Below are 10,565 nucleotides of genomic sequence, written 5' to 3'. Positions count from 1 at the left end.
TGCCACCGACAGTTTCGCGGAGTTCCACCAAATCGGCGCTCAACAACATCGATCGCTTCATCTCGGACAGGGCGGCCGGCCGCTCGCCGCGCTCGACGCGCACACCCGCCTCGAGGTCCGCTCCCAGCTGCGCCGCCACCTGTCCGACTTCGACGGCGCCACCGTGCTGGTCACCCACGACCCGCTGGACGCCATGGTGCTGGCCGACCGGCTGATCGTCATCGAGAACGGCGCCGTCGTCCAGGAAGGCACCCCGGCCATGGTGGCCCGCCGTCCCCGCACCGACTACGTCGCCCGCCTCGTCGGCCTGAACCTCTATCGCGGCGTGGCCGACGGGTCGCGGGTCAAGGTCGGCGAGCTGTCGATCAGCACGTCGGACCCGCTGGAGGGAGCCGTGTTCGTCGCGTTCCCGCCGACGGCCGTGGCGCTGTACCGCTCCCGGCCGGACGGCAGCCCGCGCAACCTCTGGCGAGCGCGCATCGACGGCATCGAGCGGCACGGCGACAACGTTCGCGTCCATCTGGAGGGCCCCGTCACGGCCTTCGCCGACATCACCCCTGCCGCCCTGGCCGATCTCGACCTGACCCCGGGGCAGACGATCTGGGCCTCGGTCAAGGCCACCGAGACCCACGCCTACCCCGCATGAACGAGCCCCCGCCGGACGGCCACCACCACCGCGACGCCATCTGCCTGGGCGCCCCTGCCATGGCCTGCTCACCCCCGTCGCCCATGACCGGCCGCCGCCGGGCGGGGAGGCGGCGGATGCGATGATCTCCGTGCGGACCGTCGCCCTCGCAGTCCGCGCGTCGCAGTCGGCGTGGGGCTTCGTCGACGACGCCGCGGAGGCCCGCGCCGTCGACACGCTGCGGCGTGACCTCGACAGCGGAGCCTGGGACGACCGCCATGGCCATCTGCGCGAGCAGTCCGAGTTCCTCGGCTCGCTCAGGCTCATCGTCGGACATCCGTGAGCCGAGCCCGCGGCGTCCTTGTTCCCGGCCACCGCGGCCCTCTCGTCGCCGTCTTCGGCCCTTCTCCTTCGACAGGGCCGACCACCATCGATTTCCGCCCGCCACACGGCGCTCGCCCGCCGAGTGCCGTCGTCCCGGAAAATCAGCTGCCGGCCACGGACCGGTGCTCTACTGTCCGGGAGATGAATCTTCGCGATGAGCAGCAGGGCGACGGCGAGGCCGTGCGGACGGTGCAGCGGCGGGCGTTCGGTGACCATGGAACCGTCGTGGCCGACCTCGTGGACACCCTGCGCGGCACGATCACCCCTGACACGGGCCTCTCGCTCGTGGCCGAGGACGCCGGAAGGGTCATCGGCCACGTCATGTTCACCCCGAGCCTGCTCGACGCGCCACGGCGGCTGGTCGAGGTGCAGGTTCTCAGCCCGCTGGCCGTGGCGCCCGAACATCAACGGCAAGGCGTCGGATCGGCCCTGGTCCGGCGTGGCCTGGAGGTGCTCGCCGAGCGCTCGGTCCCCCTCGTCTTCCTCGAAGGCGACCCGGGCTACTACCGTCGCTTCGGCTTCCAGCCGGGGGGCGTCCACGGCTTTCGCAAACCGTCGCTGCGCATTCCCGACGCGGCCTTCCAAGTCCTCACGTTTCCCGCGTACGAGCCGTGGATGACCGGGACGTTGGTCTACTCCCAGCCGTTCTGGCAACACGACGCCGTCGGTCTCCGTGACGCTGACGACCAGGGGAAGTGAGGTCCCGGCCGGGAAAGGCGAGGCCGCCGTACGAGGACCATGTCGTCCCGGCGGTGGGGCGGATGCTGAACGGCCCAGCCGGGCGATCGCTGGGCGTCAGGCCCAGGGGCGGGGAAAGGTGTCGCCGTCCAGCCGGTCGCCCGCGGCGAGCCCGAGGGGATCGGTCACGACGTGTCCGCTCCCGCTGTAGCGGGTCGCCTCGTCCATGTAGATGGTGACGTGCGCGAGCCGGGCCTGGCCGGTGCGGTTGGGCAGCGCCATGTGTCCGGTGTAGCCGCTGTGGAAGGTGCAGTCGCCGGCGCGGAGCGGCACGGTGACCCGGGGGATCCAGCGCAGCGACGGGTCCATCGTGAACAGGTCCTCCTCGTGGTGGAGGTCCTGCGGGCGCAGGCCGGTGCGATCCTGGGTGCCGGGCAGGAAGGTCATGCAGCCCCGCTCCGGGGGAACGTCGACCAGCGCTATCCACGCCGACAGCGGGAGCCGGTCGCCCGTGTGCGGCCAGTACGGACGGTCCTGGTGGAACTCCGTGGCGGCGTTGTTGTGCGGCTCCTTGACCAGCATCTGGTCGTGCCAGAGCCGCAGCCGGAATCCGGCGAGCTGTTCGGCGATCCGGCCGAGCCGCGGATCGAACGTGAGCTCTCTCAGCGTCCTGTCGCGTTGCCAGACGTTGACGAGCTGGCTGAAGACGCCCCGCTTCTCCAGGCTCTCCGCGCGATGCGCCTCCAGGAACGCCTCGGCGCCGGTCCGGAAGCGCTCGACCTGGTCGGGCGCGAGAACGCCTCGTACTCGTACGAAACCGTGTTCGCGGTATGCCGCCACAAGCGCGTCGGACACCCGTCCGTCGGCGTCGACGTCGCTGCCGGACGGCTCGGTCGTGGTCGTCACCATTACTGACCTCCAAGGTGGGGATGTCGTCCAGCATCGCCGTGGTGCGCCGGCGGGGGCTAGGCCGATTCCGGCGAGCAGTCGTACGATCCCGACATGCCTTCCACGCTGCACGAGCACGCGCTGTTCGCCGGGGGGCCGGTTCTGGGAGGCGTCCACCACCTGAACTCCGGCGTCGAGCCGCACGCGCACGACTTCCTCGAGATCGCGGTGATCGGGGCCGGTCGCGGCAGGCACGTGACCAGCCAGGGCGAGCAGCCGCTGCGGCGCGGGCAGGTCATCGTGCTCCGCCCCGGCGCCTGGCACGGGTTCCGCGACTGCGCCGGCCTGGTCGTCGCCAACTGCTGTCTGTCCGCCCAGGCGCTACGGGCCGAACTGGCGGCCCTGCACGACCTCCCGATGCTGCGCCGGATGTTGTGGACGGATCCGGTGGCGTCCGGCACGCACGGAGTGGCGGTCACGACGGTCGATCCGGCCGCCGCCGAGGAGGCCATCGCGGAGATCAGCCTCCTCGAACGGGATCTCGGAGCCGGCCAGGGCCGGCCGGGCCGCGTGCTGGGCCGGCTGGTCACCGTGCTCGGCGTCCTGGCCGACGGCCGTGACCCCGCAGGGGAGTCGCTCGAGCCTGCCGTCCACCCCGCCGTCGCCGCCACCGTCGCGCGGCTCGAGGCGGCGCCCGCCCACCCGTGGCGGCTGGATGATCTCGCCGCGGCGGTCAACCTGGATCCCGCCTATCTCGGCCGGCTGTTCAGGCAGGACGTCGGGTTGACGCCGCTGGGCTTCCTGGCCCGGCTGCGGGCCGAGCGCGCCGCCACGTTGCTGGCGCACTCGAACCTGCCGGCCGCCCGGGTCGGCGCCGCCGTCGGCTGGGACGACCCGACGTACTTCGCCCGCCGCTTCCGGACGCTGGTCGGGCTGACCCCCACCGAGTACCGGCGACGCAGCCGATCAGCCTCCCGGCCCTGACCCTCCCTCGGCGATCCAGCCTCAGCCCAGGCGGGACTCGATGGCCTCGATGATCCTCGGGCGGAGCTCCGCGGCGCGGATGACGGCGTCGACGGAGCCCACCTCGACCGCGCGCCGGATGTCGTGCACGCGGTCGAACTCCGCGGCCACCTCGCCGAGCTTCTCCGCGCGGACCGACGCCCGGAGCTCGTCGAGCTCCGCGGTCAACGCGGCACGGTCGGCGCCGGAGGCGGCCGCGACGCGGGCCTCCAGGTCGCGTACGCGCGGGTCGGCCGCGGTGCGGGCGTTGACGTCGCCGGAGAACACCACCGCGGCCGCGGGGGCGCCGCCGAGCACCGAGGCGAAGGAGCCTTCCAGCGCGAGCACGGTCATGTTCGGGTTCAGCGCCTTGGAGAACACCACGAACGCGCCGCCGTGGTAGCGCGAGATCACGCAGAACACGATGGGACCGCGGAAGTTCACGATCGCGCGGCCGATCTCGGCGCCGTACTCCAGCTGCAGCTTGCGCATCGACTCGGGTGAGCCGTCGAAGCCCGACAGGTTCGCCAGCACCACCAGGGGCCGGTTGCCGCTGGCAGCGTTGATCGCCCGCGCGACCTTCTTCGACGACCGCGGGAACAGCGTGCCCGCGGTGTAGGTGTCCGGGCCGTCGGTGGGCGGGAAGCCGCGCCGCGGCACCGACCGTGACTCGATGCCGAGCAGGCACACCGGCATGCCGCCGAGATGCACGTCCTGCACCGCCGCGGTCTCCGCGCCGGCCATGCCCGCCCACCGTTCCAGCACCGGATGGTCCTGGTCGGACAGCGCCCGCATCACCGTACGGATGTCGAACGGCTTCTTGCGGTCCGGGTTGGCCACGGCGGAGAAGATCTCGCCGACGGTGGTGAAGTCGCTGCCCTCCACGGAATGCGGGAAGCCGGAGATGTCGCGGTCGACGGGGTCGCTCGTCTCCGCCCGCCGCGGCCCCTGCTCGCCGGGCACGACGTAGGTGTGGTCGTAGTGCGACATCAGCACGTCCCGCGCGGCGGCCAGGTTCGGCGCCCAGTAGTGGGCCTGCCCGTTGGGGCCCATCACGCGGTCGTAACCGCCGATGCCGAAGTTGTCCTCGGCCGAGACGCCGCCGGAGAAGTCGAGCGACTGCTTGCCGGTGAGCACCATCGCCGAGTCCGGCGTCATCACCAGGATGCCCTTGGTGTGCATGAGCATCGTCGCCTCGGCGTTCCAGTACGGCTGCGCGCCGACATTGATGCCCGCGACCACGATGTTGATCTCGCCGCCGTCCTGGGTGAACTCCACGATCCGCTTGAGCGCCGCGGCCACCCAGTCCATGTTCTCCGTGCCCGACTCCATCGAGATCCGGGCGCCGGCCGACAGCGCGTACCACTCCAGCGGCACCCGCATCCGCTCGGCCAGGTCCAGCGCGGCGATCACCCGGCGGCACTCCGGCTCCGACAGCGCGCCGAGCGACTTCGTCGGGTCGCCGAGCAGCACGACCCTGGTGATGCCCTCGGGGTGCCGGGGGGTCGGCGTGGTGACCACGCCCGCGACGATCGCCGCGGTGTTGCGCCCCTTCGGCCGCTCGACCGGCACCAGCGCGTGGTCGTCGTCGAGGTCGTGTTCGGCGAAGTCGCCGAGCATGCGGGTCAGCTCGTACGGGTAGACCGTGTTGCGGCTGCTCGCGCGCAGCACCTTCTGCCGGTAGTCGTCCAGCGGCTCGATCGGGTCGTTCGACGGCTCACCGATGGTCAGCTCGGGGCGGCCGGTGGCGTCGAGCGAGATGCGCACGGCGATCTTGATGAGCTCGCCGGTCTCCGGGTCGCGCTGCCGCGCGATGAACAGGGTCTCCTCCAGACCGGCGCCGGTGGTCGTGGGCAGCACGCGCCGGGCGATCATCTCGATCTCCGCCCGGGTGATGTTGCTGGGCGGCCAGACGTAGATCACGATCCGGTTGGTGTCGGAGCGCTTCTTCGACGGCCGCCGCGACCGCGCGCGCCGGATCGAGTCGACGCAGGCGGCGACGGCGTCCTCGGCCGTGGGCAGCGCGACCAGCCTGCCGTCGTGGTCACGCAGCTCGGTCAGGTCACGCACCTGCGCGAACGCGACGAGGCGGTCGTCGGACGGGTTCTCCCGCGCCACGCACCGGAAGAGGTAGACCTCCTCGTCCGAGGACGGGAGCCGGGTGAGGTCGAACTTGCTCAGCCGTTCCAGCTGCATGCGCTGCGCGATGTAGGGGTGCAGGCCGCGGATCAGCCGCTCCTCGGTCATCCCGGTGGGCGACGGGCGGAAGGTGAAGTGGTGGTGCATCACCGCCCCGCCACGGCCCGCGAGGGTGACGGTGATCCGGCGGACCTGGTCCGGCAGCGGGTGCGCGGCGACGACCTCGTGCAGCGCGGCCGCCATCGCGTCGGAGTCCTCGGGCTGTCCTTCCCAGACGAGATAGATGTCGGCGTCGATGGCGTCCTCGCCGCCGGCCAGCTCCGCCAGCCCGCGCAGCGCGCCGCCCAGCGCCTCGAAGCTCACCGCGGAGGAGACCACGCACGAGCCGACGCGCTCGGCGATCACGAACGCGCAGCCCGCGACCTCGCTGGTGCGGACGCCGGTCAGCTCCTTGTTGCCGTAGTAGCGCCGGGTCAGCACCTCCAGCATGATCGCGTTGTCCAGGTCGTCGCGGACCAGGCGCTGGCCGAGCAGGCGCACCAGCGGCTCGGTGCTGCGTACCATCTCGGCGATGCGCTCGGCGCGGTCCGGCGCGTCCGGGTGCGCGTCGAGGTGACGCAGGTGCTTGCGGACGCCGGCGTAGACGCGGGCGCGGTTGCGGCGGAGCAGCGGCTGGCCGAACCAGGCGAACACCACGCCGCGCGCGAGGTCGGAGACCACGGGGAAGCGGACCTGCGTCGCGGCCAGCAGCCGTTCCAGCGCGAGACCGGCGGGCTCGCGCAGCGCCTCGTCCGGCGGCGTCTCCCGCAGCCAGGCGCGCAGCAGGGTCGCGACGACCGTGGCGTCGGCGGACGCGCGTTGCTGGGCCAGGAAGATCCGGAACACCGCGGCCTCGAGCTCCTTGGTGCGCTCCAGCTCGGTGACGCCGTAGTGCCTGAGCACCTTGGCGAGCTTGACCTGGAACGTCTGCGGCAGCCCGGCCCGCTCGACGTCGAGGCTCTGCAGGTAGGTGTGGAAGTACTCGCGCGGGCTGTGCACGTGGTCGTCGCCGCCGCCGTCCTCACCCGCCGGCCGGTTACGGCTCAGCTCGGCGAGGTCGGTGAACACCTCGATGAGGTCGAGCTCCTCGGCCGGCGGCCGGTGGCCGTCCTCGATGACCGCCTGGCGCGCCGCGAGGTAGTCGTCGAGGACCCGCTGTTCGTCGTGCGGGTCGACGTCGAAGCCCAGCAACAGGCTGCGCAAATCCTCCTGGCCGCGGGTGGCGCGCGCCCGCGCCGAGATCTGCGCGGGCACGGCGGGCAGGTCGAGGTGGACGGCCGCCGCGGCCGAGGTGTCCTCGGCCTGGGCGCCGGCGTCGGCGAGCGGCTCCAGCCGCAGCAACGGCGCGCCGGTCTCCACCTGGCTGCCCACGGACACGGCGCACTCCTTCAGCCGTGCCCTGAACGGCGCCCGCAGCACCGTCTCCATCTTCATGCTCTCCAGCACCAGCACCGGCGCGCCCGCCTCGACCTCGGCGCCGACCTTCAACGGCGTGGCGACGACCAGCGCGGGCGCGGGCGAGCGGACGACACCGCCCTCGTCGCGGCTCACCCGGTGCGTCACGCCGTCCACCTCGACCAGGTGGATCGGCCCGTGCGTGCCGGTGAGCAGGCGGTACCGGGTGCCGTTGACGATGATCTGCCCGGTGTGCTGGTCGAAGCGGTCGAGCTCGACGTCGGCGGTGTGGACGTCGCCGCCCGCTTCGAGGCCGACGCGGAACCGGTGCGGGCCGACCCGCGCGACGCGCACCCGGTAGCCGACGCCGCGCAGCTTGAGGTCCAGCGGCCGGCCGCTCTGGTGCTGCACCTGCGGGCGTCCGCCGAAGGCCGTCGACAGCAGCCGCTGGCGCTCGGCGCGTTCCTCCTCCTCGTACGCCTCGATGGCGGCCGCCGCCAGCGCGACGGCGGAGTGCCGGTGCGAGACGAGCCTGCCCTCGCCGCGGACGCGGTCGATCCAGCCGGTGTCGGCGCTGGCGTCGATCACCTCCGGCTGGTCGAGCAGGTCGAGCACGAAACTCTTGTTCGTCGCGCCACCCTCGATGATCACCGTGGTCTGCGCCATCGCCCGGCGCAGCCTGCCGAGCGCCTCGTCGCGGTCCCGGCCGTAGGCGATGATCTTCGCGATCATCGAGTCGAAGTCGGCGGGGATGGTGTCGCCCTCGCTGACGCCGGTGTCCACGCGGATGCCCGGCCCGGCGGGCAGGTCCAGCCGCGCGATGCGGCCGGGGGAGGGCGCGAAGTCGCGGTCGGGGTCTTCGGCGTTCAGGCGGGCCTCGATGGCGTGCCCGCGCTCCACCGGCGGCTCGCCTTCGAGCCTGCCGCCGGACGCCACCCGCAGTTGTGCCTTGACCAGGTCGAACCCGGTGGTGGACTCGGTGATCGGGTGCTCGACCTGCAGGCGGGTGTTGACCTCGAGGAACGCGAACAGCTTGTCGCCGGGGTGGTAGAGGAACTCGACGGTCGCCGCGCCGCGGTAGCCGACCGCGACCGCCAGCCGTTCGGCCGACGCCTTGAGCTCGGCCGTCTGCGCGGAGCTGAGCACCGGCGACGCCGACTCCTCGATGACCTTCTGGTTGCGCCGCTGCACCGAGCAGTCGCGGACGCCGAGCGCCCACGCCGTCCCCTCGCCGTCGGCGATCACCTGGACCTCGACGTGCCGGGCGCCGGTGACCAGGCGCTCCAGGAACACGACGCCGCTGCCGAACGCCCGCGCCGCCTCCTGGCTGGTGCGCTCGTAGGCGTCAGCGAGCTCGGCCTCGTTCGTGATCACGCGGATGCCGCGCCCGCCGCCGCCCGCGGTCGCCTTCAGCATCAGCGGGTAGCCGATTTCGGCCGCCGCCACCAGGGCGGCGTCCAGGGTCTCGACCGCGCCGCGGCTCCACGGCGCGACCGGCACGCCGACCTCCTCGGCGATCAGCTTCGCGCCGATCTTGTCGCCGAGCTTGCGCATGGCCTCGGGGCTCGGTCCGACGAAGGTGACCCCGACCTTCTCGCACAGCTCCGCGAAAGCCGGGTCCTCCGCGACGAAGCCCCAGCCGACCCACGCCGCGTCGGCCCCGGTCTCCACCAGCGCGCGCTCCAGCACCTTCAGATCGAGGTACGGGCGCGCGGACGCGGGACCGAGATCGTAGGCGATGTCGGCCTCGCGCACGAACCTCGCGGTGCGGTCCACGTCGGTGTGCAGGGCGACGGTCTCGATCCGTGTCCCGGTCTCCGCGGCGATGTCCCGAACGGCGTGGATGAGCCGCATGGCGGCCTCACCCCGGTTGACGATGGCGACACGACTGAACACGCGACCCAAGCCCTCCTGTAGACGACGATGTGCCCGCCGCTGCACGGCGGCCCCCCAGCATTGTTCACCCTTCCGCTTACCCGCCCGCAGCGCCATGTCGCAGACATCGCACGCCAGGCCGCTCCAGTTGTGGGAAAGCCACCAAAAGCCATCGGCGCACCGCCGCGTCCCGACCGACGATGAATGGCCCGGGGCGCTGGGATCGGTCGCCTTCTGCGCTGGTGGACGGTCATGACAGATCCCCGAGCTGGTGATCTAGAGCCAGCTCGCGCCGCCGTCGGCCGAATGCCGTCGTGGAACAGGACGTCCGGCTAGTCTGGGCGGCCTGGGTCTGGGAGGCAGGTCCTGTGCCTGGTCGGTCCGTCCGGGTCCGGGAAGAGCACGTTCCTGCGCTGCATCAACCATCTCGAGACCATCAACCGTGGCCGGCTCTGGGTCGACGGCGAGCTCATCGGCTACCGCCAGGACGGAGACGCGCTCCACGAGCTGCACGACAAGGAGGTGTGCAGGCAGCGGGCACAGATCGGCATGGTATTCCAGAACTTCAACCTCTTCCCGCACTACACCGTCCTGGAGAACGTCATCCTCGGCCCCTGCCTGGTCAAGAAGGAGCCGCGGGCCACGGCCGTCGCGCACGCGGAGGAACTGCTGGGCCGGGTCGGCCTGGCGGAGAAGCTGCATGCCTATCCCAACCGGCTGTCGGGCGGGCAGCAGCAGCGCGTCGCCATCGCGCGGGCGCTGGCGATGCGGCCGAAGCTGATGCTCTTCGACGAGCCCACCTCGGCCCTCGACCCCGAGCTCGTCGGGGAGGTCCTCGACGTGATGCGCCGGCTGGCCCGCGAAGGCATGACCATGATCGTGGTCACCCACGAGATGGGCTTCGCCCGTGAGGTCGGGGACGCGCTGGTATTCATGGACGATGGTGTGATCGTCGAGGCGGGTCACCCGCGCGAGGTCCTGACCAACCCTCGGCACCAGCGAACCCAGTCATTCCTGTCGAAAGTGCTGTAACCACCATTGGAGCAACACCTATGAAGGCAACCCGTGCCGACGTCATCGTGATCGGGCTCGGCGCCATGGGATCGATGACGGCCTGGCAGGCGGCGGCGAAGGGGGCCTCGGTCATCGGGGTCGAGCAGTTCGGCGTGGGCCATGCCCGCGGCTCCTCCCACGGAGGGTCGCGCATCTACCGGCAGATCCTGTTCGAGGGCAAGGAGTACGTGCCGCTGGCCCGCCGGTCCCTCGACCTGGTCCACGGGCTGGAGCGGGAGAGCGGGGTCTCGCTGTTCACCCGCTCGGGCGGGCTCGTCATCGGCACCGAGCACGGCCCGCTGCTCAAGGACACGCTGGCCTGCGCGGCCGCCGGACAGGTCGAGCACGAGCTGCTGGACGTGGGGGAGCTGCGCCGCCGCTTCCCGCAGCACGCGGCGTACGACGACGACGTGGCGGTGTACGAGCCGGGCGCCGGGGTGCTGCGGCCCGAAGCCTGCGTCACCGCGGCCGTCGACGCGGCCCGGCG

General features: G+C 72.0%; 7 protein-coding genes and 1 pseudogene. 6 read left to right on the top strand and 2 right to left on the bottom strand.

What is annotated here, in order from left to right; translation table 11 throughout:
* The 3 genes from AB0H81_RS41195 to AB0H81_RS41185 all read left to right on the top strand — a co-directional run.
* Positions 1-646: TOBE domain-containing protein (locus AB0H81_RS41195; protein WP_358386795.1), on the top strand; the 646-nt coding region annotated here is incomplete at its 5' end.
* Positions 647-767: 121 nt separating this feature from the next.
* The gene (locus AB0H81_RS41190; protein WP_358386792.1) at positions 768-968 is read left to right on the top strand and encodes a hypothetical protein; all 201 of its coding nucleotides are present in this window, start codon (positions 768-770) and stop codon (positions 966-968) included.
* 182 nt (positions 969-1,150) lie between these two features.
* On the top strand, positions 1,151-1,708 hold the full coding sequence (locus AB0H81_RS41185; RefSeq protein ID WP_358386789.1) for an N-acetyltransferase: 558 nt from the start codon (positions 1,151-1,153) through the stop codon (positions 1,706-1,708).
* A gap of 96 nt (positions 1,709-1,804) precedes the next feature.
* Here the strand turns inward: AB0H81_RS41185 and AB0H81_RS41180 are convergent, their stop codons facing one another.
* Positions 1,805-2,596, bottom strand: a complete 792-nt coding sequence (locus AB0H81_RS41180) for a phytanoyl-CoA dioxygenase family protein (RefSeq protein ID WP_358386786.1) — start codon at positions 2,594-2,596, stop codon at positions 1,805-1,807.
* A gap of 93 nt (positions 2,597-2,689) precedes the next feature.
* Here AB0H81_RS41180 and AB0H81_RS41175 point away from each other — a divergent pair, with 93 nt between their 5' ends.
* Positions 2,690-3,559 carry an AraC family transcriptional regulator gene (locus AB0H81_RS41175; RefSeq protein WP_358386783.1) on the top strand — a complete coding sequence of 290 codons (870 nt, stop codon included), beginning with the start codon at positions 2,690-2,692 and terminating at the stop codon, positions 3,557-3,559.
* 21 nt (positions 3,560-3,580) lie between these two features.
* On the opposite strand, the gene AB0H81_RS41170 is transcribed toward AB0H81_RS41175, so the two are convergent.
* Positions 3,581-9,046 carry a carboxyl transferase domain-containing protein gene (locus AB0H81_RS41170; RefSeq protein WP_358386777.1) on the bottom strand — a complete coding sequence of 1,822 codons (5,466 nt, stop codon included), beginning with the start codon at positions 9,044-9,046 and terminating at the stop codon, positions 3,581-3,583.
* 339 nt (positions 9,047-9,385) lie between these two features.
* Between AB0H81_RS41170 and AB0H81_RS41165 the strand changes: the two are divergent.
* A pseudogene (locus tag AB0H81_RS41165) lies at positions 9,386-10,057 on the top strand (amino acid ABC transporter ATP-binding protein); the annotation flags it as partial.
* A gap of 20 nt (positions 10,058-10,077) precedes the next feature.
* Positions 10,078-10,565 (top strand): FAD-dependent oxidoreductase (locus AB0H81_RS41160; protein ID WP_358386774.1); only part of this gene is annotated, 488 nt, incomplete at its 3' end.

Origin of the sequence: Nonomuraea sp. NPDC050691 (assembly GCF_040654455.1) — a bacterium.
Classification (GTDB): domain Bacteria; phylum Actinomycetota; class Actinomycetes; order Streptosporangiales; family Streptosporangiaceae; genus Nonomuraea.
This window is presented reverse-complemented; position numbering and strand designations above follow the sequence as displayed.

Excerpts from the sequence above, each read along its gene's own strand:
- AB0H81_RS41190 (WP_358386792.1), top strand. The coding sequence starts at position 768 with ATGATCTCCGTGCGGACCGTCGCCCTCGCAGTCCGCGCGTCGCAGTCG.
- AB0H81_RS41185 (WP_358386789.1), top strand. The coding sequence starts at position 1,151 with ATGAATCTTCGCGATGAGCAGCAGGGCGACGGCGAGGCCGTGCGGACG.
- AB0H81_RS41180 (WP_358386786.1), bottom strand. The coding sequence starts at position 2,596 with ATGGTGACGACCACGACCGAGCCGTCCGGCAGCGACGTCGACGCCGAC.
- AB0H81_RS41175 (WP_358386783.1), top strand. The coding sequence starts at position 2,690 with ATGCCTTCCACGCTGCACGAGCACGCGCTGTTCGCCGGGGGGCCGGTT.